The sequence below is a fragment of the Amycolatopsis sp. NPDC039088 genome, assembly GCF_055598845.1.
The window spans coordinates 1-23,196 of sequence record NZ_JBVKAE010000017.1 but is presented as its reverse complement, the minus strand read 5'-3'; the positions used below and the strand labels follow the sequence as shown (position 1 = coordinate 23,196).

The window sequence follows — 23,196 nt, the reverse complement described above, 5'->3', positions numbered from 1 at the left end:
GTCGCGCAGTCGGCCGTCGTGCGCTCCTGCTTTTCGGCGTGCGACCCTGGAGCCATGTCGAATCGCCTGAAGGCCGCGACCAGCCCGTACCTGCTGCAGCACGCCGAGAACCCGGTGGACTGGTGGCCGTGGGGAGAAGAGGCGCTGGCCGAGGCGAAACGGCGGAACGTCCCGATCCTGCTTTCGGTCGGTTACGCGGCCTGCCACTGGTGCCATGTCATGGCGCACGAGTCCTTCGAGGACGAGGCCACCGCGACGCTGATGAACGCGAACTTCGTCAACATCAAGGTGGACCGGGAAGAACGCCCGGACATCGACGCGGTGTACATGACCGCCACCCAGGCGATGACCGGCCAGGGCGGTTGGCCGATGACGTGTTTCCTGACCCCCGAGGGCGAGCCTTTCCACTGCGGCACTTACTACCCGCCGTCGCCGCGGCCGGGAATGCCGTCGTTCTCGCAGTTGCTCGTCGCGGTCTCCGAAGCTTGGGCCGAGCGCCCGGAGGAGCTGCGTTCCGGTGCCCGGCAGATCATCGCCCACCTCACCGAGAAGACCGGTCCGCTGCCGGAGTCCGTTGTGGACGATGCGGCACTGGACGCCGCGGTCTCCTCGCTGAGCGGGGACTACGACGCCGAGAACGGTGGTTTCGGCGGCGCGCCGAAGTTCCCGCCGACGATGACGCTGACCTTCCTGCTCCGCCACCATGAACGCACCGGCTCCGATCTCTCCATGGTCGGGCACACGGCCGGAGCGATGGCGCTGGGTGGGCTCAACGACCAGCTCGCCGGCGGGTTCGCCCGCTATTCGGTCGATGCGCGCTGGGAAGTGCCGCATTTCGAGAAAATGTTGTACGACAACGGGTTGCTCCTGCGCTTCTATGATCGGTTCCACGGCGTGACCGGACTCGAGTACGCGCGGCGGACGGTCGAGGAGACCGCGGAATTCCTGCTGCGAGACCTCGGGACGGCCGAAGGCGGATTCGCCGCGTCGCTCGACGCCGACACGAACGGCGTCGAGGGGCTCACTTACGTCTGGACTCCCGCGCAGCTCGCCGAGGTGCTCGGCGAGGAAGACGGTGTTTGGGCGGCCGAGCTGTTCCAGGTGACCGAGCAGGGCAACTTCGAGCACGGCGCGTCGACGCTGCGGCTGCGTGAGCCGCATCCCGAAGACTCCGAACGCTACGAGCGGGTCCGCCGGGCGTTGCTGGCCGCCCGCGACGGACGTCCTCAGCCCGCCCGTGACGACAAGGTCATCGCCGCCTGGAACGGGCTCGCGATCGGTGCGCTCGCCAAGGCCGGTGCCCGGCTTGATCGTCCACAATGGATCGACGCGGCCGCCCGCGCGGCGGCTTTCCTGATGGACACCCATTTCGTGGCCGGACGGCTGCGCCGGACTTCGCGCGACGGCGTCGTCGGCACGACCGCCGGGGTGCTGGAGGACTACTCCTGCCTCGCCGAAGGATTGCTCGAACTCCACCAGGCGACCGGAGAGCCGCGCTGGCTGGCCGACGCGATCACGTTGCTGGACATCGCCCTGGCGCATTTCGGCATCCCGGACTCGCCAGGGGCCTACTACGACACGGCCGACGACGCGGAAGTCCTCGTGCAGCGGCCTTCCGACCCAGCCGACAACGCGAGTCCATCGGGGGCTTCGGCACTGGCGAGCGCGCTGCTGACCGCTTCCGTGCTGGCCGGTCACGACCGGGTCGGCCGGTATCGCGAGGCGGCCGAACGGGCACTGGCCCGTGCGGGACGGCTCGCCGCGCACGCGCCGCGGTTCGCCGGGCACTGGCTGTCCGTCGCCGAAGCCGCGGCAGCCGGGCCGGTCCAGGTGGCCGTGGCCGGACCGGATGCCGCTTCACGCGCGGACCTGCTGGCCGCGGCCGTCTCGTCCCTGCCGGACGGGGCCGTCGTGGTGAGCGGGGTGCCGGACGCCGACGGGGTGCCGCTGCTCGCCGACCGCCCGCTGGTGGACGGTTCGTCTGCCGCGTACGTGTGCCGTGGGTACGTGTGCGAGCGCCCGGTCACCACGGCCGAGGAACTGCGGTCTCAGCTCACCACTCCCACCCCATAGGACCGAAGGCGCCGCCGCCGGTCTGCGGAGCCCCGACCGGTTTCACCGCGACCTGCGGCTTCGGCTTGGCCGTCGTGGTCTTCGACGGCTTCGAGGGCTTCGGCGTCTTCGTGGACGTCGGCGGCTTCGGCGTGGTGGTCGGCGGCGTTCCGATGATGGTGAAAGTGCTGTAGGCCTTCCTGCCATCCGAGCAGGTGAACGTCGCCATGTACTTGCCCGGCGTCTTGCCGACCTTGCCGTAGCCGGCGACCTTCCCCCAGTTGCCGCCCATCGTCCACTGAAGCGGCGCCGCGAACCCCGGTGAGGTCACCGGGGTCGCCGGCGAGCAACCGCCCATCGCGGCCCTCGTCTCGGCGTAGATCTGCCCGCCGGGTTCGATTTCGGTCGGACCCAAGCCCCAGGACACGTCCTTGGTCTCCGTCGCCGCCGCCGGCGCGATCACGGCGAGCTGGGCCGCTCCGACGATGAGCGCGCCGATCATGACCTTCTTCAGCATGAGGTTCCCCTTTTCCGTCAACTGCTGGTGGGGATACGTCCGCGCAGGTCATCAGGTTGCCTTGGTTTTTCGCCGGGGGAGAACACTAGTGTGCCTCGACGATTGCAGGCGTAGCGTCGGTAGCGTTGTAATCATGTAATCGCGGAGGCGAGCATGTACACCTACCTCAGGACGGCGAGTCATATGGGACGCGGTGGTTGGAAAGGCCGGGGCGGCTGGCAGCAGGCGGAGATCCCGTCGGCGGACGACGCGGCGGCGTGGTTCGGCGGACGGCTTCCCGATCGTTGGTTCGTCGGTGACCCCGAGGTCACGGTGGATCGCGAGGAGATCGTCATCGTCGGCGAACTCCAGCCCCTCACCGGCGAATACGCCGACGACGCCGCCCGTGCGGCGGCCGAGGACGGGCGGATCAGCCGGTTCCGTGAGGAGACCCGCGACGAACGCATCGAGATCGCGCGCCAGGCGGAGCACCGGTATCAGCGCAAGGTCGCCTGGGGCGCGAGCCTCGGCGGCACGAGGCACCTGTTCACCACGCATTCGGCACCGGTGATGACCAGGCTGCGGCAGCCCGAACGCCTGGTACTCGACACCCTCGTCGACGCGGGCGTCGCGCGCTCGCGATCGGAGGCACTGGCCTGGGCGGTCCGGCTGGTCGGGGAGCACGCGGACGCCTGGCTCGCCGAACTCCGGGAAGCGATGACGAAGGTCGACGATCTCCGCTCACAGGGACCGGACCTTTCCTGAGGCGGGGGTTCGCCCCTACAGTCACAGATTCCGCCGTCTTGACCGAAGTCCTCTCGCGAAAGAAGGCGTCATGGACGGCAGAATCACCCGGCGGCGGTTGATCGCGGGCGGTCTGGCGGTGGCGGCGAGCCCCTTGCTCGCGCCCACCGCCTCGGCGGCCCCGTACGCGGTCTCGGTCCCCGTGCTTCCCTGGCCCGCGGCCAACGACATCGTCGCGCGGACGAAACTGCCGGTCTTCCCGGACCGGACGTACTCCGTAGTCGATTTCGGCGCGAAGGGTGACGGGAAGACCGACAACACCGCCGCGATCAAGAAGGCGATCCACGCGGCCAACGCGCACGGCGGCGGACACGTCGTCGTGCCGAAGGGCACCTTCGTCACCGGTGCCGTGTACCTCAAAAGCAACGTGGACCTCCACCTCGACGCGGGCGCGGTGCTGAGGTTCGGTTCCGACGCTTCGAAGTTCCCGAACGTGCTCACCCGCTACGAGGGCATCGAATGTGTCAACCGGTCGCCCATGATCTACGCGTACCGGGAGTCGAACATCGCGTTGACCGGGCCCGGCACACTCGACGCGATCGACACGGCGTCGTGGAACAAGGGCAAGGACCGCGAGTACCTGGAATCGCTGGTGGCCAAGGAAATCCCGCCGGAGAAGCGGATCGTTCCCGGTTCCGGGCACGCCATGCGGTCGGCGTTCGTCGAGCCGTACGCGTGCGACACGGTGCTCATCCAGGGTGTCACGCTGAAGAACCCGGTGTTCTGGCAGCTGCATCCCACGCTGTGCCGGAACGTCACGATCGACGGGGTACGGACGGATCCGAACACCGCCCACTCCAACACCGACGCGTGCGATCCCGAATCCTGTGACCACGTGGTGATCGTGAACAGCGCACTGGGCGCGCACGACGACAACATCGCGCTCAAATCCGGTCGCGACGCCGACGGGCGCAGGATCGACGTGCCGTGTCAGAACATCGTCGTCGCGAACTGCGTGATGAACGGCAACTGGGGCGCGATCACCTGTGGCAGCGAGCAGACCGGCGGCATCCGCCACGTCTACGCGGACAAGATCACCGTCACGGGTGAAACGAAGTACGCGCTGTACGTCAAGTCGAACACCCTGCGCGGCGGGTTCACCGAGAACATCAACCTCGCCAGGGTTTCGGGCACGTTCGCGCGCTCGATCGTGTACGTCCTTCCGGATTACAACGGGCAGACCGGCTCCTACGTCCCCCGGTTCGGGCCCTTCACGATCAGCGACTCGTCCAGTACGAAGTGCGGGCGAGCGGCCTTCGACGTCAGAGGGTTGCCCAACTCACATGTCCGGGGCCTGAGGGTGAACGACTGCCGCTTCGACGGCGTCGCGAACACGGAGAACACCCTGGAACACGTCGACGACCTGCGGTTCGAGAACACCACCGTCAACGGGAGACCGCTCTGATTCGTCCTGCGCTCCCCGATGCGGTGCGGCAGGCTGAACGAAGACCGCACCGCATCGGAGGAATCGTGGACACACCAGGACTTCCCGCGAAGATCGACCCGGACGCGCTGACCACCGTCCTCGATGGACGGTGGGCGGAACTCCGCCGCGCGGTGCGGGCACAGATGGCGGCGGAGTACTTCAAGGACCCCGTCGACCTCGACGTCGAAGCGCACCGCGCCCAGGTCCTCGAATGGCTGCGTCTGCTCGCCCGCACCGACCGGCCGGGACTCGGTTTCGACCCCGCGTACGGCGGTGGCGGCGACGTCGGCGGCTCGGTGATGTCGTTCGAGATGCTGGGCTTCGGCGACCTTTCGCTGATGGTCAAGGCCGGAGTCCAATGGGGTCTGTTCGGCGGCGCGGTGCAGCTGCTCGGCACCGAACGTCACCACGAGCGTTACCTGCGCAAGATCAAGGATCTGGAGCTGCTCGGCTGCTTCGCGATGACCGAGCACGGGCACGGCTCGGACGTCCAGCACCTGCGCACCACGGCGACCTACGACCCGGCCACCCGCGAATTCGTCGTGCACACGCCGGATCGCGGTGCGATGAAGGAGTACATCGGCAACGCCGCCCGCGACGGCGAACTCGCGGTGGTGTTCGCGCAGCTGATCACCGGCGGTGAATCGCGCGGCGTGCACGCGTTCGTGGTGCCGATCCGCGGCGACAAGGCGCGGGGTGTCGAGATCGAGGACTGCGGGCGCAAGGCCGGGCTCAACGGCGTCGACAACGGACGGCTCGCCTTCGACCAGGTGAGGGTTCCGCGCGAGGCGCTGCTCAACCGGTTCGGTGACGTCGCCGAGGACGGTACGTACACGAGCCCGATCGAAAGCGACGGCCGCCGGTTCTTCACCATGCTCGGCACGCTCATCCGCGGCAGGGTCAGCGTCGCGGGCAGTGCCGGCAGCGCGACGAAACGCGCGTTGACGCTGGCCGTCCGGTACGGCGAGCAGCGGCGGCAGTTCGCGCGGCCGGAAGGCGAGGAGGCCGTGATCCTCGATTACCGGGCCCACCAGCGGAAACTGCTGCCCGCACTGGCGACGTCGTACGCGCTGCACTTCGCGCAGGAAGCGCTCGTCTCGAAGCTGCACGACATCGCCGAAGACGCGCCGGAGGAGGAACAGCGGGAGCTGGAATCGCGCGCGGCCGGGATCAAGGCCGTCTCGACTTGGCACGCGACGGCCACCATCCAAGCCGCCCGTGAGGCGTGCGGCGGCTCCGGGTACCTGTCGGAGAACCTGCTCGCCGGGCTGAAGGCCGACACGGACGTCTTCACCACCTTCGAGGGTGACAACACCGTGCTGCTGCAGCTGGTCGCGAAAGGCCTTCTGACCAGTTACAAGGACCACTTCGAGGACCTGAGCCCGCTCGCGACCGCCCGATTCGTGGCCGAGCAGTTCGTCGAGGCCGTGATCGAACGGACGGCCGCGCGGAAGGTCGTCGAGCGGCTCACCGAAGCCGACGACAGCGACGTGCTGTACTCGCGCGAGTGGCACCTGAAGCTGTTCGAAGACCGCGAAGAGCACGTGCTCGGCGGCGTCGCCCAGAGGCTTCGTAAGGCTGCTTCGGACCCCTTCGGCGTCTTCAACGACGCTCAAGACCACGTCCTGCGCGCCGGGCGCGTGCACGTCGATCGAGTGGTCCTGGAAGCGTTCGTCGACGCCATCGAGCGCTGCGCCGACGCGGACGCCCGCGAGCTGCTGGAGCGGGTCTGCGATCTCTACGCGCTGGCGAACATCGAGGCGGACCGTGGCTGGTTCCTCGAACACGGCCGCCTGACCTCCGGGCGCTCGAAGGCCGTCACAGCGGCGGTGAACGCGCTGTGCGCCGACCTGCGCCCGCACGCGCGCACGCTCGTGGACGCCTTCGCTATCCCCGAGCAGTACCTAGCGGCTCCGATGCTGCGGGATTGACTTCGGCCCGCTGCTCGGCGAGCTCGGCCCGCAACGCCTTGACTTCGCGGGTCAGCTCGTCGAGATGCTCGCGGGTGACGGCCTGCGCGTTCTCGTCGGCCTCGGTCACCCGGCGGATCAGCCACGACGCCAGCGTCGCGGTGACCACACCGAGCAGGGCGATCCCGGCCAGCATCAGCCCGACCGCGACGACGCGGCCGGTACCGCTGATGGGGTAGCGGTCGCCGTAGCCGACCGTGGTGATGGTCGTGATCGACCACCACACCGCGTCGGGGAAGTCGGTGATCGGCGCGTCCGGCGTGGCGCGTTCGGCGTCGAGTACGGCGAGCGCCGAACAGAACACGATGAGCGCCGTCGCGCCCACCGTGTAGACCACGACGCGGCCACGCAACGACAGACCGGCGTTGCGGTTGAGGATGTTGAGCACCGTGACCAGCCGGAGCAACCGCAACTGCCGGATCAGCGGGAGCACGATGATCAACAGGTCGAAGATGTTGTTCTTCAGGAACTCACGCTTGTCGCCCGCGTGCTTCAGCCGGACGCCGTAGTCCAGGGCGAAGACCGCCCAGGCGAGCCAGGTGACGACCTCGAACCAGAGCCGTCCGGTTTCCCCGACCGAAGGTTGGAGGATCGGCCACGCGTACGCGGCCAGGAACAGTACGGCGGCGGCGTTGAGCGGCCACTCCATCCGCTTTTCCCACATCGGGCGTCTCCTCACCTGGCCTTTTCCAGGTGCACGTTAAGCGATGTCGAGGGCCGTTCCATAGAGTTTGTCGGTTTTGAGGGTGATGAAGAGCCTGCGTTCGCCTTCGGGTGTCCGGGTGACCTCGGAGAGTTCCGCTTTTCCTTCCACGACCGCGAATTTCCAGTGATCGGCGCTGGAGACGTAAAGCGAGGCGGTGGGATTGTTGCGGAGCTGCTTGACCTTGAGACGATCTTCGGTCGTGCTGATCCGGACCTCGCGGGTTTCGGGGTTCCAGTCGTAGACGACGGTGGAGAGATGCGGGCGGCCGTCGCGCTTGAGGGTCGCGAGGGCGCCGAAGGTGTGCTCGGCGAGGAATTCGCTGAGGGCGGCTTCGTCGAGTGAGCGGGGCGGGACGTTCTTGGTCATGTGGCGATCTTGACCGGCGTTCCGGTGCGGCGGAAGAAGGCACTTTCCTGTGCCAGAGGGAACACGCGTGTGTCCGTCCTGGTCACGGAAAGGCGGGTGCCGCAGGTGTGACCGAACGGCGAGCGACTCCCGTTCCGGCGCTAGCCCTACGTACGTCACGTACTTGACGTACGTGACGTACGTCAGGCAGACTGGTCCCGATTCGATCGGGAGGCCTCTGTGTCCGCTCTTCACTACGACAGCTATACCGAAGCTCGCGCGCATCTGAAGGATCTGCTGGATGCCGCTGAAAAGGGTCGGGTGGCCACTGTCCGGCGCGATTCGGTTCGGGCCGCAGTCGTCGATGTCGAGCGTCTGCGCTATTTCCTCGCGTCGCTACTGCCTTCATCCGCCCAGGTCGTCGCGGAAGGGGGCGGCTGGTCCGTGTTCATTCCGGGTCTGCCGGTGGCGGCGGACGGTGCCACGTTCGACGAAGCGATGACCGAGATGGTCGATGCCCTGCGCGAGTACGCGGAGGACTGGCAGGTGCGATTGCTGGACGCGCCGAACCACCGTGACAACTGGGGCCTGGTTCAGTTGATCAGCTTGAGCGATGACGACCAGCTACGCGATTGGCTGGCAGGTGCGGTGCGGTGACCTGGCCACAGCCAACGCGCAAGGATCACGAGTCGTTCTGTCAGGCTGAGGAGTGGCGCAGGGTCCGTGATGCGCGTGGTCGTACCGGAACTCATGACGTCACCTACGAACTCGACCTCGTGGACGGCCGGATTCTGCGCACCCGAATTTCGCATCCCGTCGACCGAACGGGCTATGGGAAGAGCATCTGGAAGCACATTCTCCGCGATCAGCTCGACGTGGACGAGCCGTGTTTTTGGGCTTGCGTAAAGGATGGTGTCAAACCTGACCGCGGTTTGCCGGTGCCGCAGGCGGAAGCACTTCCCGCTGACCTGGTGCACATGTTGCTCACGCGCGTGGGTCTCGCGGAGGCGGAGGTGGCCGCCATGAGCAAGGAGGACGCGATCGCGCGGCTTCAGCGGTTCTGGACCGAGAACGCCTGAGCCGCCGGCTAGGAGTACATCGCCAGCCAGATCGCGACATAGTGCGAAACGGCCGCCAGCACCGTGCAAGCGTGGAAGTACTCGTGGTAGCCGAACGTCTCCGGGAAGTGGTTCGGCCATTTGACGGCGTAGAACACCGCGCCCAGCGTGTAGAAGAGCCCGCCGACGCAGAGCAGCACCAGTGCCGCGACGCCGGCATGCGCGCCCAGTTCGGGCAGGACGAAGACGGCGACCCAGCCCAGCGCGATGTAGATCGGCACGCCGAGCCACCGTGGCGCGTTCGGCCACAGCATCTTCAGGGTGACGCCGCCGACCGCGCCGCCCCAGACGATGGCGAGCACGATGTACCCGGTCGGCTGGGACATCGCCAGAAGGGTGAACGGCGTGTAGGTACCGGCGATGAACAGGAAGATCATCGAATGGTCGGCACGCTTCATCCATTCGTATGCTCGTGGGCTCCACAAGCGACGGTGGTAGAGAGCGCTGACGCCGAAGAGGCCGAGCACGGTCAGCCCATAGACCGAAGTGGACAAAGCGGCTATAGGCGACACAGTGGTCGCCGCGAGACTGATCAGAGTCACCGCTCCGACGACTGCCACGAAGAAGGACCAGAAGTGGATGTGCCCACGCAGGCGAGGACGGGTGTCCACCAAGGGCGCGGGGCCGGACGGCTGCTGTTCGGACTCTACGCTCACTCCTCCCAGATTACGGCACCGTAGGTTTTTCGCCAGTGTCCGTGGCGCGTCCCACTGAGGCGCGAAGGGTGCGTACCCTCCGGTGGCGTGAGTCTTCGGTCCTTCTTGTCAGACGTCGTGTACAGCGCCTACGGCAGGCGCCTGATCCAGCAGGCGAAGGGGCGCCATCCGCGTCACATCGCCATCATGCTGGACGGCAACCGCCGCTGGGCGCGCGAAGCGGGCTTCACCGACGTCGCGGACGGCCATCGCGCCGGCGCCAAGAAGATCGCCGACTTCCTGAGCTGGTGCAACGAGGCCGACGTCGAGGTCGTCACCATGTGGCTGCTCTCGACCGACAACCTCGGCCGCGCGGCCGAGGAACTGAGCCCGTTGCTGAAGATCATCACCGACGTCACCGACGAGCTCGCCGCGCCGCACACGCCGTGGCGGCTTCGCATCGTGGGAGCCCTTGACCTGCTGCCCCCGGAGGTCGCGAAGGCCCTCAGCGCGGCCGCGGAGCGTACCGAAGGGCGCGCTGGGATGGAGGTCAACGTCGCGGTCGGTTACGGAGGGCGTCAGGAGATCGCCGACGCGGTCCGCAAACTCCTGCTCCAGCACGCCGACGAGGGCACCTCGATCCGCGAGCTCGCGAAGATACTGGACGTCGATCATATTTCCGAACACATGTACACCTCCGGCCAGCCGGATCCGGATTTGATTATCCGCACCTCGGGTGAGCAGCGGCTTTCCGGATTTCTGCTCTGGCAATCGGCGCATTCGGAATTCTGGTTCACCGAGGCGTATTGGCCCGCATTCCGGCGGGTCGATTTTCTCCGCGCGATGCGTGATTACGCGTGGCGGCACCGGCGCTTCGGTTCCTGACCCGGGACATGACGAAGGCCCCGGCGTGCACTCCGGGGCCTTCGACGTCCACGCTGAAGATCAGTGGTGGTGGTGCTCCAGCGAGTGGAGGATCAGCGCCGGCGTGGTGGCGATGCCCGTGTAGGCGCCGGCGACCAGCGAGGCAGCGCCGTAGCCCAGTGCGCCACCGCCCTCGATGAAGGTGTTGTAGGCGTCGCCGAACGTCGGGTCCGGGGTGCCGGTGGTGTCACCGGTCGCGGCGAACGCGGTTCCGCCGACCATCATGATGCCCGCGGCGACGGCGGAAACGAAACCAGCCTTCTTCAGCACTTCGCACACTCCTTGATAGAGATATTCAGGGATCGGGGGCACCGAAATCCGGTGGGGGTGTCCCGCAGTGAGAAAATTACTCGCTATTCAGGTCTGGTGACCGTCTCGTAAGCCCATTGTGTGAGGCGGAAATGGGCCATTTCACTCGGTCCGGTTCTCTGTCTCGGTCACAAAATGCGCTCCGCTACTGCGCGTGGTAAAAGCCTGAATCTCGTCGAGTGAACGCCCTCTGTCGCGTTAATCCGACCGGGTCGCGTCAACGAGCGTCCCTGAATGGAGATCATCACTACTCACCGTAATGGTGACTGGTTGTCGGTGTCAGGCGACCGACAGTGAGATGACGGTTTGGCGAATCACCGTGGTGGCTGCCTGCGCGATCGCCCGGACGCAGGTACCTTCCGGAAGTGAGGGTTCGCGTCCCATGCGGACTCTCACGGGAGGCCCTGGTCGTGGCGGTTGTCGACAGGGCGGCTCAGCCGCCCAGTGGATGCACGAGGGGGCCGGCACCCGGTCCTCGCGGCCGTGCCGACTGACGCGTCGAGCGTCAGAAGGAGCGGTTAGCCAGGGAGGTGCCCGGCCCAGCGAGTGCGGGCGTGTGGTGCCACGCCCACGAGGGAGATGCCGTCGTGACTGCGCAGCGTTCACCCCGCAAGGCCTCTGGCCGTTCTTCGACCGGTGCCTCTGGCCCGGAGAAAGCCTCGATCTCGCCCGAATCCCAGCGCGCCACCTACGTGCTCGACACGTCGGTCCTGCTCTCTGACCCCTGGTCGGTGACTCGTTTCGCCGAACACGCGGTCGTGCTCCCGCTGGTCGTCATCAGTGAACTGGAGGCGAAACGTCACCACCCCGAACTGGGCTGGTTCGCGCGCGAAGCGCTTCGCATGCTCGACGACCTGCGTCGTCAGCACGGCAGGCTCGACGCGCCGATCCCGATCGGCGAGCACGGCGGCACCTTGCAGGTGGAGTTGAACCACTCGGACCCCACGGTGCTCCCGGTCGGCTTCCGCACCGACTCCAACGACCACCGCATCCTCGCCTGCGCGCTCAACCTGGCGGCGGAACGTGCGTCGGTCACGCTGGTGACCAAGGACATCCCCCTGCGCGTCAAGGCGGGCGCCGTCGGCCTCGAAGCCGACGAGTACCGCGCGCAGGAGGTGACCCCGTCGGGCTGGACCGGGATGGCGGACGTGGACGTGCCGCAGACCCTGGTCGACGCGCTGTTCAGCGCGGCCTCGTCATCGGTGGATCCGGCTGAGTTCGGGATGCCCGAGGTCGGTGAACTGCCCTGTCACACCGGGCTGAGGCTGCTGGCGGGCAGTTCGAGCGCGCTGGGCCGGGTCACCGCGGACAAGCGGATCCGGCTCGTGCGGGGCGACAAGGAGGCGTTCGGCCTGCACGGCCGCTCGGCCGAGCAGCGGGTGGCGCTGGATCTCCTGCTGGACTCCGACGTCGGCATCGTCTCGCTGGGCGGACGCGCCGGTACGGGTAAGTCGGCGCTCGCGCTCTGTGCGGGGCTGGAATCGGTGATGGAACGCCGCCAGCACCGCAAGGTCGTCGTGTTCCGGCCGGTGTACGCGGTCGGCGGCCAGGAGCTGGGCTACCTGCCCGGTTCCGAGAGCGAGAAGATGCAGCCGTGGGCGCAGGCGGTGTTCGACACCCTCGGCGGGCTGGTCAGCCAGGACGTCCTCGACGAGATCTTCGACCGCGGCATGCTCGAGGTGCTGCCGCTGACCCACATCCGGGGCCGGTCGCTGCACGACACGTTCGTCATCGTCGACGAGGCACAGTCCTTGGAGCGCAACGTGCTCCTGACCGTGCTTTCGCGGCTCGGCACGGCTTCGCGGGTCGTGCTCACGCATGACGTCGCGCAGCGTGACAACCTGCGCGTCGGGCGGCACGACGGCGTCTCGGCGGTGATCGAGAAGCTCAAGGGTCACCCGCTGTTCGCGCATGTCACGCTGACCCGTTCCGAGCGGTCGCCGATCGCCGCACTGGTGACCGAGATGCTGGAGGACCACGGCTGATCGACTGCCATGAAAGGTCCTTTCCTTGCGAAATTTGCAAGGAAAGGTCCTTTCATGGCGCTCAGGTGACCGGTTTCGCCCAGGGCAGCGGCCGTCCGTCCACGTCGTCGGTGAGTTCGACGCCGAGCATGGCCGACAGAGTCGCGCCCAGATCGACGACGTCCAGGTCCGGCAGCTTCGCGCCCGGCTCGAAACCGGGGCCGCTGGCGAGCAGCAACCCGTCCGGGCGGTGGTCGCCGGTGCGCCAATGCTCGTCCGGGCCATAGACGACGCCGGTTTTGGGCGACCACACCGTTTCGATCGGACCGGTACGGGCCCAGTCGATCAGCAGATCCGGCAGGGTGTCGTCGGCCTCGCGGTCGTAGTGGTCGCTGGTGCGCGAAACCTCGCGCACGACAGGCTTTCCGGTCGCGACGTTGACCAGCGAGAGCAGGTCCTCGGTCAGCCGCGCGCAGACGGCCTCGTACTCGGCGCCGGGCCGGACGACACCGTGCGGTTCGCGGCCGACGAGGTTGATCCGCACGCCGCCGAAGACGAAGTTGTTGGGGGACAGGTAGAAACGCTGCTTCGACCGCTGCTCGGCGGTCGCCCAGTTCGGCACCGCGGGCAGCGGTGCCGCGGCCAGCCGCTTGCGCAGCAAGGGCATCGCGGCGGACGCCAGAGCTGTCCTCAATGGACCGGGTAGTGCGGTGTAGCCGCGTTTGGCCAGCGTCATCGGGGAGCTGCCGCGCAGCCCTTCCGACGCCACCCCGTCGAGCAGCCGTAGGATTTCGTGCAGCAGATGGCTTCCCTCGTACCTCGGGCCCATACCGTGGCTCAGCAGCACGAAGACCGTGGTGTCCGGTCCGGACAGGGCGAGGTGCTCGCCGATCGCGGTGTCCAGGCTCCGGTACACCGAGCGGATCGGATCCAGTTCGGCGGCGAGCGCGGTTTCGTGGTCACGGTGCGCCGGATCGTGCAGATGCCACTGCTGATGGCCGATGCTGTGGGATTCCCCGTACACCGACAGGAAGAGATCCCAGCCGCCCTCCGCGAGGAGCTTGGTCGACACCTGGGTCTTCTGCGTGATCCCGGCGACGAGACCGTGGGTCAGCGCGCGCTCCTCGTCGGGTGTCCGATGTGGACCTTCGCGGTGCAGGTAGTCGTCCGGCGCCCAGTCCCGGACCAGGTCCGGTTCGGCGGTGAGGATGGGGGTGAGCCCGACCTCGGCCTCGATCTCCTTCGCCAGCTCCGGCGGCGAGGTGTGGAAGCCGAAATGCCGGTCGTGGCAGGCGTATTCGCTCACCATGACCCCGTTGAGCGGCTTGTCCGCACGGGAATGCGGGACGTCGAGGACGGCGACGCGTTTGCCCGCCTCGGAAAGCGTCTCCCAGAACGGGGTGCCCCGGATTTCGAGCGGGCTGGTCAAGCGTCGTTCGTAGGTCTTGGTGTCGACCTCTTCCCAGCAGTGGAATCCGGTACGCGCGGCCGTGCGCGCGGTGAAGAAACTGCTCCACAGCGAGCCGACGAACAGGCCGTACGGGTTGTGGGTCGTCGCCGACGCGCTGCTTTCGAGCAGGCGTGCCAATGTCGGCACCTCGCCCGCCGCGGCGAGTTCACGGATCGTGCCGGGGTCGCAGGCGTCGAGTGCGACGACGAGGATCTTGGCGGGTTCGGTCACGGGCTGTCCTCGGTTCCGGAATGCTTGCGGCGGATGGCCGCGAAGTCGGCGTCGTAGGTCGGCCCGTGGGAAAGCCGGTCCTCGGACGCGGTCGAGTAGTAGCAGGCGATCGCCGGGACGACCAGGGGAGCGCGCTCCGCGGTCAACGCCAGGAGCAGATCCCAGTCGCCCATCTCGACCAGGGACTCGTCGAACCGGGCTTCCCGCAACCCCGCTCGATGCGCGACAGCGCCGATGTCGGCGAGATTCTCCTCCAGCAGCGTTTCCCGGTCGTACCGCCGCAGGAAGAGGGTCGGGAGACCGCCGATGTCGTCGATCACGAAACCGCCATAGGCCGCGGTGATCTCCGGATGCTCGCCGAACGCCCAGGCCAAGGCCTTGAGCCACAACGGATGCAGGGTGTTGTCGTCGTCGAGGTAGGCGACGACGTCGCCGGTGACCTCGGCCAGCCCGGCGTTGCGGGCGGCGCAGACACCGCCGTGCGCGACGCGGATCGACCGGATACGCGGATCTTCGAGGGCGGCGAGCACCTTGGGCGTGGAATCCGCGCTGGCGTCGTCGACGATCACCAGTTCCCAGTTGAGATAACGCTGTGCCTCGACCGAAGCGATCGCGCGCGGCAGCAGCCCGGCGCGGTTGTGCGTCGGCAGGACGATCGAGATCTTCGGTGTGGCCGTCAGTTCGTGCTGATCGAGCCAGTGGGTGAAGGTGCGGACGTCGCGGGCCGCTTCGAGCTGCTCCGTCCGGATGTGGAGACCGTGGAACGCGGTGTCGTGTCCGTCGAGCCAGCCGTCCAGGGCTTCCTGTCGCTCGTCGAGGGCGCGCTGCCGGGCTTCCACCGTGGTGGTGCGGGCATCGGCGTCCCGCAACGCCCCGCCGTGGTCTTCGAGCCAGGCGGTGTGGTGCTCCAGCACCCCGCGCAAGCGCTCCAGTTCTTCGGCCTGCGCCGCGATCTGGGACCTGAGTCCGGCGATTTCGTCATTGTCCGCGTGGCGGCGGTCCAGCGCCGCCGCCACGATCCGTCTGAGGGGCCTCACCCGGTGCACCATAGTGCTATCCGGGCGCGGGATCACCAGCCAGCGGGCAGCGGCCGTCCCTCCGCGAAACCGGCGGCCGACTGGATGCCGAGCAGCGCGCGCTCGTGGAACTCCTCCAGCGTCCGCGCGCCCGCGTACGTGCAGGCCGACCGGACACCGGAACCGATGGAGTCGAGCAGATCCTCGACGCCGGGGCGAGCCGGGTCCAGCGCCATCCGCGACGCCGAGATGCCCTCCTCGAACAGCCCCTTCTTCGCGCGCTCGAAGACGTTGTCCGTCCGCGTGCGGGCGCCGACGGCGCGCTTCGACGCCATGCCGAACGACTCCTTGTACGGCTTGCCCTGCTCGTCGTAGCGCAGGTCGCCGGGGGATTCGTGGGTACCGGCGAACCAGGAGCCGACCATCGCCGCGGACGCGCCGGCGGCCAGCGCGAGCGCGACGTCGCGCGGATGCCGCACGCCGCCGTCCGCCCAGACGTGTTTGCCCAGTTCACGCGCCGCGGCCGCGCATTCGGCGACGGCGGAGAACTGCGGGCGGCCGACGCCGGTCATCATCCGCGTCGTGCACATGGCGCCGGGGCCGACGCCGACCTTGACGACGTCCGCGCCCGCGTGGATCAGGTCACGGGTGCCTTCCGCGGTGACCACGTTCCCGGCGACCACCGGGACCCGCGGGTTCACCGAACGGACGGCCTTGAGCGCGGAGATCATCTTCTCCTGGTGCCCGTGCGCGGTGTCGACGACCAGCACGTCGACACCCGCCGCGAGGACGGCCTCGGCCTTCGCCGCGACGTCGCCGTTCACGCCGATCGCGGCGGCGACGCGCAGGTTCCCGCCGTCGTCGACGGCCGGGGTGTAGATCTCCGCGCGGAGCGCCGCGATTTCGGTCAGGACGCCCGCGAGCCTGCCGTTTTCGTCGATGCCGAGCGCGAGACGGCCGCCGTGGGCGTGCAGCCGCTCGAACACCTCACGCGGCGGGGTGTCCAGCGGGACCGTGACGAGTGCCGGTTCCGCGACGTCGGCCAGCCGCGCGAAGCGGTCGACACCGGCGCAGGCAGCTTCGTCGACGACGCCGACGGGCTTGCCGTCGTCGTCCACCACGACGACGGCGCCGTGGGCGCGTTTGCCGACCAGGTTCAGCGCGTCGGCCACCGCGTCCCCGCCGGTCAGCACGAGCGGGGTGTCCCACACGGTGTGACGGCTCTTGACCCAGCCGACGATGTCGGCGACGGCGGCGGTGTCGACGTCCTGCGGAAGCACGACGAGCCCGCCGCGCCTGGCGACCGTCTCGGCCATGCGGCGGCCCGCGACGGCGGTCATGTTCGCCACCACGATCGGGATCGTTGCGCCGGTGCCGTCCACAGTGGACAGGTCGACGTCGAAGCGGGACTCCACGTCCGAGCGGTTCGGCAAGAGGAACACGTCGTCGTAGGTCAGGTCGTGAGCGGGCCGATGCCCGTCGAGAAAGCGCACGAGGCCCCAGGATACCCGCGTGGGACACTGGTGGCATGACCGACCGGGACCGCGACGAAGCCGGACGAGCCCGCAACGCGCGCCCCAGGGACGGCCTCGGCAGGCCGCTTCCGTACGGCGCGGACGGGGTCGAGCGGCAGCCAGAGGGCATCGAACGGACCCCCGAGGACACCATCGCGGAGGCTCAGCGCCTGCTCGACGCGGGCCGTCCGTTTCACGCGCACGAGGTGTTCGAGGACGCGTGGAAGACCACCGACGGGCCCGACCGTGAGCTGTGGCGCGGTCTCGCGCAGCTCGCGGTCGGTTTGACCCACGTGGCCAGGGGAAACGGGAACGGCGCGGTCTCGCTGCTGGAACGTGGTGCGGTCAACATCGAGCCGTTCCGCGAGGCCCGGCCGCACGGGATCGACGTCCCCGGGCTTCAGGAGTGGGCGCGGGCGATGGCCGATGAGGTGAAGACGCGGGCACGGGTGGAGCCGGTCGCGCCCCGGCTGCTCGGCCGACCTTGAGTACGCGGCATACCGCGAGTATGTTACTTCGAGTAGGAATACTGCTCAGTAGGTAACTGCCGGGAGGACGCGCGATGAGCGAGCCCAAGGAACTGCTGGCGGAACCGCTCACCCTGCGGTGCGGCGCGATCCTGCCGAACCGGCTGGCCAAGGCCGCGCTGAGCGAGCAGCTCGGGGACCGCCGCAACCGGCCGACCCCGGAACTGGCCGAGCTGTACCGGACGTGGTCGCGAGGCGGCGCCGGGACACTGATCACCGGCAACGTCATGGTCGACCCCACCGCGCTCGGCGAACCGCGCAACGTCGCGGTGCCGAGGGAGCCGGACGCGACGGAGTTCAAGTCGTGGGCACGGTCGTCAGACGGGACCGAGACCGGGCTGTGGGTCCAGCTCAACCACCCCGGCCGCCAGAGTCCCCGGTTCCTGTCCCGGCAGCCGGTCGCGCCGTCCGCGGTGCCCTTCGGCGACCGCGGCATCCGCTCGGTGTTCGCCACGCCGCGGGCGCTCACCGGCGACGAGATCGAAGCGATCATCGAACGCTTCGGCGTGGCCGCGCGCACCGTCGTCGAAGCCGGGTTCGCCGGTGTCCAGATCCACGGTGCGCACGGCTACCTGGTTTCGCAGTTCCTCTCGCCGCTCACCAACCAGCGCATCGACGGCTGGGGCGGCGACGCCCCGCGACGGCGCCGGTTCCTGCTCGAAGTGGTCGCCCGGGTGCGCGCCGAGGTCGGCGACGCCGTACCGATCGCGGTCAAACTCAACAGCGCGGACTTCCAGCGTGGCGGCTTCAGCGAGGAGGAATCGCTCGAAGTCGTCCGCGAACTCGGGGAAGCGGGCATCGACCTGCTGGAGGTCTCCGGCGGCACCTACGAGAAGACCGCCATGATGGGCTCCGGCCGGGCGAGCACGGTCAGCCGTGAGGCCTACTTCCTCGATTACGCCGCGAAAGCGCGGCAGATCACCGACGTCGCGTTGATGGTCACCGGTGGTTTCACCAGTCCGGACGGGATGGCGGCCGCGCTGCGCTCCGGCGCGCTGGACGTCATCGGACTCGGCAGGCCGCTGATCGTCGACCCGGCACTGCCCGGCCGTCTGTTGCGCGGCGAGGACGCCCGCGCCGAGCGCAAGGCCCCGAAGACCGGCCTTTCCCTGGCCGACAGCCTGCTCGAAATCCAATGGCACACCCAGCAGATGCACCGCGTCGCCGCCGGGAAACCGGTCGACCGGCGGCTCGGCGCGGTGCGGACGCTAGTGCGCGCCGGCGTCGCGGATCCGCTCAACGCCTTCCGCCGGGTCCGCGGCTAGCGGCTCCGGGGCGAGGTAGTCGTCCTGTTCCTCCCGGCGGGTGAAGGTGCGGTCGAAACCGACCGCCGCCGCCGCGAGCCCGGTGAACAGCACGCCGATCAGCACACAGCTGAACGCGACCCCGCCGTAGCCGTTGATACCCGGGTCGACGAACGGGTACGGGTAGAACCCGATCATCGCGCCGCGCACCAGCGTCACCGCGAGCCAGCCCAGCGGATACAGCAACGACCACCACAGTGCCCGCCACGACAACTGGCCGCGCGGCCCGAACAGCAGCCAGCCCGCCACGCACATCAGGGGCGACACCTTGTGCAGCATGGTGTCGGCGAACACGGCCCAGCCGTGCAGTTCGTAGAGGTCGGCGAGCGCGACCTGGAAGACGACGCCGGTCACGGTGATGCCGACGAGACCGGTGAGCCGCAGCACCCCGGACAGCGTCGACTTGCCCGCCACACCCAGCGCGAGCAGCAGGCTGCCGACGCCGACCAGGATGTTCGAGTCGATGGTGAAGAAGGCCAGCAGATTGGCCACCCGCCCGGCCGGGGTCTGGAACGTGCCGCCCGTGGTGCCCGCCGTGACCGGGATCTGCGCGGCGAGACCGGCGATCACCACGAGCGCCGTCGCGCCGAACCAGGCGCGCGCGATCTTGGAAGCCTGCATTCCACCTACTTTATGGGTGACCGGGCGGGGACGTCCCGTCACCAGCGCAAGTCGCCACCCGATCGGGGCGGACCGCCACCGGGGAATCCCACTCGGTGGGTCATATCGTGGACGTGATGGACGTCGAGCGGGAGCCGGGGCGCCGCGGGCGGGTCGCCCAGGGCCCGGCGGAGGACAGCGGGCCCGTCGCCGCATTCGCGCGGCGGCTCTGGGAGCTCAAACGGGCCGCCGGTGACCCCTCTTACGACCGGATGCGCGACGAGTACGGCGCGCTCGCTTCGAAATCGGCGCTTTCGGCCGCCGCCCGCGGCAGGCATCTGCCCAGCTGGGAGACGTCCTGGGAGTTCGTCCGCGTCCTCGCCGTCGGGGTGCTGGGCGGCGACGAGGACGAGGTCCGCCACGAATGGCGCGGCGAATGGGAACGCGCGCGGGACGCGCTGACCGCCGGTCCCGCGTCCGAACCCGCTCCCGGCCGGACCCGGCGGACGGCGTTCGTCCTCGCCGGGGCCGTGGCACTGGTGCTGGTGGCGGCGCTGGTGCTGGTCTTCGTCAATCCCTTCGGGCCCGCGTCGCCTTCGGTTCCCGTCGGTGACGCGTCCGAGTTCGTCGCCGACGTGACCGTGCCCGACGGCAGCGAGGTGCGGGCCGGATCGACCTTCGTGAAGACGTGGGAACTACGCAACGCCGGAACGGTCGGATGGGTCGGTCGTTATCTCGTCCGTGCCGGTTCGTTCGGCAATCCGGGCGAATGCGTCACGCCCGCGCGGGTGCCCGTTCCGCAGACCGCGCCCGGCGAGCATGTGCGCGTCTCGGTCGAGGTCCGGGCACCGGAGAATCCGGGGCATTGCCAGGTCTATTGGAAGATGGCGGACGAGCAGGGGCACATCCTGTTGCCGCATACCCGCGCGGTGTACTTCTCGGTCCGCGTCATTTGACCATCCGGCCCGATGGTCAAAGCGTTGACCTGCGTGGACATCCTTTATTCGGCCATGGCCATTCCCTGGCCGTGAATCGCTTCCCGAGTGAGCGCGGGCGCCCTTAACGTCATCGGCGTCCGGAATTCCGGATGGGGATTTTCCGAAACACTCTCACATTCATTGCGGAAAGGGAATCCATGCGTCCGTACGTCAAGGTTGCCGCGTTGGCCGGGGCAGCGCTCACCGTGGCGCTCCTGCCGGTGACCGCCGCGCAGGCGGCACCGTCGCCCGCCTCGGGCAGTGATCCGATCATTACCTGCGAATCCGGCTATCACGGCTGGATGCGGCGGGCGGGGAAGGACGCGATCTGCCTGAAGCCGGGCACGCGTACCTGGGACATCAAGGTCTTCGAATGCGCCGGTGACCTGACCGTCCACTTCAAGAACGGCCAGAAGGCCTACTGCGGCGGAAACCTGAAGATCGGCCTCGACCTGGCCGTCCAGTCCAATGTCGTCAAGACCGTTGTGGGGAACCGATGAAGAAGAAGCTGTTCGCCGTCGTCCCGGTCGCCTTGGTGGGCACCCTGCTGATGGCACCCTCCGCTTCGGCGGCGTCGAAGGTCTGCTCCGGCGGGCCGCTGATGGGCGCGTCGACCAAGGTCGTCGAGGTGAGCGCGGGACAGAACATCGACATCACCGTGCACAACCACGACTACCGGGGAATGCTCGTCCAGATCATCGACGACGTCTTCGACAAGGGCATCTGGAGCGGGGCGATCGCGCCCGGCAAGGAGCGCACGGTGAAGCACGGCGTCCTCGGCGAGCCGCCGGTCTATCACAAGATCCGGTTCGAGGTGACCTCCAACCTCTCGAACAACTACACCTACCGGATCTCCTCGGACCGCTGCTACTGACCTGACGCGTTTAGTCCTCTACATGCGGTAGTTGCACGTGCAAGGACCGCATGTAGAGGACTAATTGCCGGGTTTGAGGAGGCCCCGCACGGTGTCGATGGTGTCGGCGTCGGCGGCCTCCTTGTCGGGCCGGTACCGCACGACCCGCGCGAACCGCAGCGCCAGCCCGCCCGGATACCGCGTGCTCACCTGGGCGCCGTCGAGTTCGATCTCGACGACGATCTCCGGCCGGACGTGCACCACCCAGTCCGTGCGGTGGGTCTCGATCTCCTGGAACGTCTTCGTCTGCCAGGCCAGCAGCTCGTCGGTCATGCCCTTGAACGTCTTGCCGACCATGATCGGTGGCCCGCCGTCGGGGTCTCGCGCGCCGAGATGCAGATTCGAGAGCGTGCCGGTGCGCCTGCCGTGTCCCCATTCCGCGGCGAGGACGACCAGGTCGATCGTGTGCACCGGTTTCACCTTGAGCCACGCGCGCCCACGGCGCCCCGCCGCGTACGGCGACGCGAGATCCTTGACCATCACGCCCTCGTGCCCGGCGGCCATCGCCGCTTCCAGCACCGCCTCGGCCGACGCGGGCGCGACCTCGCCGGGGATGACGTGCTCTCCGGCGACCTTCCGCAGGGCGGCGTTCCGTCCGGACAGCGGCGCGTCCAGCAGGTCGACGCCGTCGAGATGCAGGCAGTCGAAGAAGTACGGCCGCAACAGCAACGCCTTGACCTGCTCCTCGCGGGTGCTGCCGAACCGGCTCATCGTCTCCTGGAACGGCCTCGGCCTGCCGTCGTCGGTGAGCGCCAGCGTCTCGCCGTCGAGGACCACCGACGAACACGGCAGCGAGCGCACGAGCTCCACCAGTTCGGCGACGCTGCCGGTGATCTCCCGCAGCGTCCGGGTGTAGACGTGCACCTCGTCGCCGTCGCGGTGGACCTGGATCCGCGCGCCGTCCATCTTGTATTCGACCAGGGCCTCGGCGTGTTCGGTGATCGCCTCGTCCAGCGACTCCGCCGGGGACGCCAGCATCGGCCGGATGGGCCTGCCCAAGGCCAGCTTGAACTCCGCGAGCCGTTCTCGCCCGCCTGTCATCGCCGCGAGCGCCGTCACCGGGAGCTGCCCGGACAGCATGAACGCCCGCCGGACATCCTCGACCGGGATCTCGGACGCCGCCGCGATGGCGTCCACCATGATCCCTTCGAGCGCGCCTTGACGCAGCTCGCCGGTGAGCAGCCGGAAGAGGAACTCCTGCTCGGCCTTGGTCATCTTGGTGAACAGAGTCCGCAACGTCTCCGCGCGCAGTTTGACCGAGCCCGATCCGGACGCCGCCCCGACCGTGCCGAGCGCCGTGTCGACCTCCGCCACGGTCAACGACGGTTCGGCGGCGGGAGCCGCGTTCAGCTCGGTCAGCGTCCGCCAGCCGGTGCCTATCCGGCCCTGCGTCGGCTGCCCCGTGAGGAACGCGACCACGGCGGGCAGTTCCAGCTCGCCGGCGGCGCGCAACAGCGCGGCCAGGGTGGCGATCTTCGCCTTCCTGGACCTCGTGGCGGCCAGTTCGGCCGACGCGGTCACCACCGCGGTGAGCAACATGGGTCCATCATGACCCCGGACACCGACAGTTTCGCGCTGAAGCCTGATCGGGCTTCGAAGGCCGCAAGTGTGCCCTGAGGGGTGGTGAAGGTCCCCTTCCTTGGCGCCTAGCGCAGGGGTCCGGCAGAGTCGCATAAGTGCTGGTCGGCTGCACCTCTATAGCGGGACAAGACGAACGCGTCGTGGTGGACACGGCGGGAGCGGGCTCACACAAGGGGCCTCCCCCGGGTCCGGACTGTCCATAAGGGACACTTTTTGAGACAAATGTGCCCGATTTGGGCATCTTGCACGGTTTCGCGTGGCTGGATGGATGGCGCGTGTGATCAGACGGAGGACACGTGTGACTGGATGGATGACACGCGGGAGCGGCAGGTTT

Annotated in this window: 23 protein-coding genes; 13 read left to right on the top strand and 10 right to left on the bottom strand. The window is 68.3% G+C overall.

From position 1 onward, the window contains the following. Positions 1–54: 54 nt before the first annotated feature. A complete protein-coding gene (locus tag ACZ7KI_RS22055; protein WP_470274984.1) occupies positions 55–2,073 on the top strand; it encodes a thioredoxin domain-containing protein in 2,019 nt (672 codons plus the stop codon). Here ACZ7KI_RS22055 and ACZ7KI_RS22050 read toward each other — a convergent pair. Then, entirely contained in the window at positions 2,054–2,569 is a 516-nt protein-coding gene (locus ACZ7KI_RS22050) for a hypothetical protein (RefSeq protein WP_470274983.1), read from the bottom strand. The two genes, ACZ7KI_RS22055 and ACZ7KI_RS22050, sit on opposite strands and share 20 nt — an antisense overlap. A gap of 183 nt (positions 2,570–2,752) precedes the next feature. On the opposite strand from ACZ7KI_RS22050, the gene ACZ7KI_RS22045 reads away from it, so the two are divergent. The 3 genes from ACZ7KI_RS22045 to ACZ7KI_RS22035 all read left to right on the top strand — a co-directional run bounded on the left by ACZ7KI_RS22045 (position 2,753) and on the right by ACZ7KI_RS22035 (position 6,709). Beyond that, a complete protein-coding gene (locus tag ACZ7KI_RS22045) occupies positions 2,753–3,313 on the top strand; it encodes a hypothetical protein (RefSeq protein WP_470275124.1) in 561 nt (186 codons plus the stop codon). A gap of 70 nt (positions 3,314–3,383) precedes the next feature. After that, a complete protein-coding gene (locus ACZ7KI_RS22040; protein ID WP_470274982.1) occupies positions 3,384–4,757 on the top strand; it encodes a glycoside hydrolase family 28 protein in 1,374 nt (457 codons plus the stop codon). 65 nt (positions 4,758–4,822) lie between these two features. Further along, positions 4,823–6,709, top strand: a complete 1,887-nt coding sequence (locus ACZ7KI_RS22035) for an acyl-CoA dehydrogenase family protein (protein ID WP_470274981.1) — start codon at positions 4,823–4,825, stop codon at positions 6,707–6,709. Here ACZ7KI_RS22035 and ACZ7KI_RS22030 read toward each other — a convergent pair. Next, positions 6,666–7,412 (bottom strand): potassium channel family protein, encoded by a 747-nt coding sequence (locus ACZ7KI_RS22030; RefSeq protein ID WP_470274980.1) that lies wholly within the window; start codon positions 7,410–7,412, stop codon positions 6,666–6,668. The genes ACZ7KI_RS22035 and ACZ7KI_RS22030 overlap by 44 nt on opposite strands. A 36-nt stretch (positions 7,413–7,448) precedes the next feature. Further along, positions 7,449–7,820 (bottom strand): pyridoxamine 5'-phosphate oxidase family protein, encoded by a 372-nt coding sequence (locus ACZ7KI_RS22025; RefSeq protein WP_470274979.1) that lies wholly within the window; start codon positions 7,818–7,820, stop codon positions 7,449–7,451. A gap of 219 nt (positions 7,821–8,039) precedes the next feature. Here ACZ7KI_RS22025 and ACZ7KI_RS22020 point away from each other — a divergent pair, with 219 nt between their 5' ends. Both ACZ7KI_RS22020 and ACZ7KI_RS22015 read left to right on the top strand, forming a co-directional pair. Further along, on the top strand, positions 8,040–8,456 hold the full coding sequence (locus ACZ7KI_RS22020) for a prevent-host-death protein (RefSeq protein WP_470274978.1): 417 nt from the start codon (positions 8,040–8,042) through the stop codon (positions 8,454–8,456). Further along, positions 8,453–8,878 carry a cytotoxic translational repressor of toxin-antitoxin stability system gene (locus ACZ7KI_RS22015; protein WP_470274977.1) on the top strand — a complete coding sequence of 142 codons (426 nt, stop codon included), beginning with the start codon at positions 8,453–8,455 and terminating at the stop codon, positions 8,876–8,878. The genes ACZ7KI_RS22020 and ACZ7KI_RS22015 overlap by 4 nt, the downstream gene beginning before the upstream one ends. 8 nt (positions 8,879–8,886) lie before the next feature. Here ACZ7KI_RS22015 and trhA read toward each other — a convergent pair whose 3' ends face one another. Then, positions 8,887–9,528, bottom strand: a complete 642-nt coding sequence (trhA, locus tag ACZ7KI_RS22010) for a PAQR family membrane homeostasis protein TrhA (RefSeq protein WP_470275123.1) — start codon at positions 9,526–9,528, stop codon at positions 8,887–8,889. A gap of 132 nt (positions 9,529–9,660) precedes the next feature. On the opposite strand from trhA, the gene ACZ7KI_RS22005 reads away from it, so the two are divergent. Next, positions 9,661–10,437: an isoprenyl transferase gene (locus ACZ7KI_RS22005; protein WP_470274976.1), complete on the top strand. Its 777-nt coding sequence runs from the start codon at positions 9,661–9,663 to the stop codon at positions 10,435–10,437. A gap of 60 nt (positions 10,438–10,497) precedes the next feature. Here the strand turns inward: ACZ7KI_RS22005 and ACZ7KI_RS22000 are convergent, their stop codons facing one another. After that, positions 10,498–10,746 (bottom strand): hypothetical protein, encoded by a 249-nt coding sequence (locus tag ACZ7KI_RS22000; RefSeq protein ID WP_410580447.1) that lies wholly within the window; start codon positions 10,744–10,746, stop codon positions 10,498–10,500. A gap of 731 nt (positions 10,747–11,477) precedes the next feature. Between ACZ7KI_RS22000 and ACZ7KI_RS21995 the strand changes: the two genes are divergently transcribed. Beyond that, entirely contained in the window at positions 11,478–12,770 is a 1,293-nt protein-coding gene (locus tag ACZ7KI_RS21995) for a PhoH family protein (RefSeq protein WP_470275122.1), read from the top strand. Between the two features lie 61 nt (positions 12,771–12,831). On the opposite strand, the gene ACZ7KI_RS21990 is transcribed toward ACZ7KI_RS21995, so the two are convergent. The 3 genes from ACZ7KI_RS21990 to guaB1 are packed head-to-tail and all read right to left on the bottom strand — an operon-like array spanning position 12,832 to position 16,939. Further along, the gene (locus tag ACZ7KI_RS21990) at positions 12,832–14,430 is read right to left on the bottom strand and encodes an alkaline phosphatase family protein (RefSeq protein ID WP_470274975.1); all 1,599 of its coding nucleotides are present in this window, start codon (positions 14,428–14,430) and stop codon (positions 12,832–12,834) included. Beyond that, positions 14,427–15,467 (bottom strand): glycosyltransferase family 2 protein, encoded by a 1,041-nt coding sequence (locus tag ACZ7KI_RS21985; protein WP_470274974.1) that lies wholly within the window; start codon positions 15,465–15,467, stop codon positions 14,427–14,429. Before ACZ7KI_RS21985 ends, ACZ7KI_RS21990 begins: the two co-directional genes overlap by 4 nt. A gap of 32 nt (positions 15,468–15,499) precedes the next feature. Continuing rightward, positions 15,500–16,939, bottom strand: coding sequence for a GMP reductase (gene guaB1 / locus ACZ7KI_RS21980; RefSeq protein ID WP_470274973.1), 1,440 nt, complete (start codon positions 16,937–16,939; stop codon positions 15,500–15,502). A gap of 35 nt (positions 16,940–16,974) precedes the next feature. On the opposite strand from guaB1, the gene ACZ7KI_RS21975 reads away from it, so the two are divergent. Beyond that, positions 16,975–17,448 carry a DUF309 domain-containing protein gene (locus ACZ7KI_RS21975; RefSeq protein ID WP_470274972.1) on the top strand — a complete coding sequence of 158 codons (474 nt, stop codon included), beginning with the start codon at positions 16,975–16,977 and terminating at the stop codon, positions 17,446–17,448. A 74-nt stretch (positions 17,449–17,522) separates the two neighbouring features. Beyond that, a complete protein-coding gene (locus ACZ7KI_RS21970) occupies positions 17,523–18,752 on the top strand; it encodes an NADH:flavin oxidoreductase/NADH oxidase family protein (protein ID WP_470274971.1) in 1,230 nt (409 codons plus the stop codon). Here ACZ7KI_RS21970 and ACZ7KI_RS21965 read toward each other — a convergent pair. After that, on the bottom strand, positions 18,696–19,412 hold the full coding sequence (locus ACZ7KI_RS21965) for a Pr6Pr family membrane protein (RefSeq protein WP_470274970.1): 717 nt from the start codon (positions 19,410–19,412) through the stop codon (positions 18,696–18,698). The two genes, ACZ7KI_RS21970 and ACZ7KI_RS21965, sit on opposite strands and share 57 nt — an antisense overlap. A 116-nt stretch (positions 19,413–19,528) precedes the next feature. On the opposite strand from ACZ7KI_RS21965, the gene ACZ7KI_RS21960 reads away from it, so the two are divergent. The 3 genes from ACZ7KI_RS21960 to ACZ7KI_RS21950 all read left to right on the top strand — a co-directional run bounded on the left by ACZ7KI_RS21960 (position 19,529) and on the right by ACZ7KI_RS21950 (position 21,242). Then, positions 19,529–20,347, top strand: a complete 819-nt coding sequence (locus ACZ7KI_RS21960; protein ID WP_470274969.1) for an NBR1-Ig-like domain-containing protein — start codon at positions 19,529–19,531, stop codon at positions 20,345–20,347. A gap of 179 nt (positions 20,348–20,526) precedes the next feature. Next, positions 20,527–20,868, top strand: coding sequence for a hypothetical protein (locus ACZ7KI_RS21955; protein WP_470274968.1), 342 nt, complete (start codon positions 20,527–20,529; stop codon positions 20,866–20,868). After that, positions 20,865–21,242, top strand: a complete 378-nt coding sequence (locus tag ACZ7KI_RS21950) for a hypothetical protein (protein ID WP_470274967.1) — start codon at positions 20,865–20,867, stop codon at positions 21,240–21,242. Before ACZ7KI_RS21955 ends, ACZ7KI_RS21950 begins: the two co-directional genes overlap by 4 nt. Before the next feature lie 60 nt (positions 21,243–21,302). Here the strand turns inward: ACZ7KI_RS21950 and ACZ7KI_RS21945 are convergent, their stop codons facing one another. After that, on the bottom strand, positions 21,303–22,820 hold the full coding sequence (locus ACZ7KI_RS21945; protein WP_470274966.1) for an ATP-dependent DNA ligase: 1,518 nt from the start codon (positions 22,818–22,820) through the stop codon (positions 21,303–21,305). Positions 22,821–23,196 lie beyond the last annotated feature (376 nt).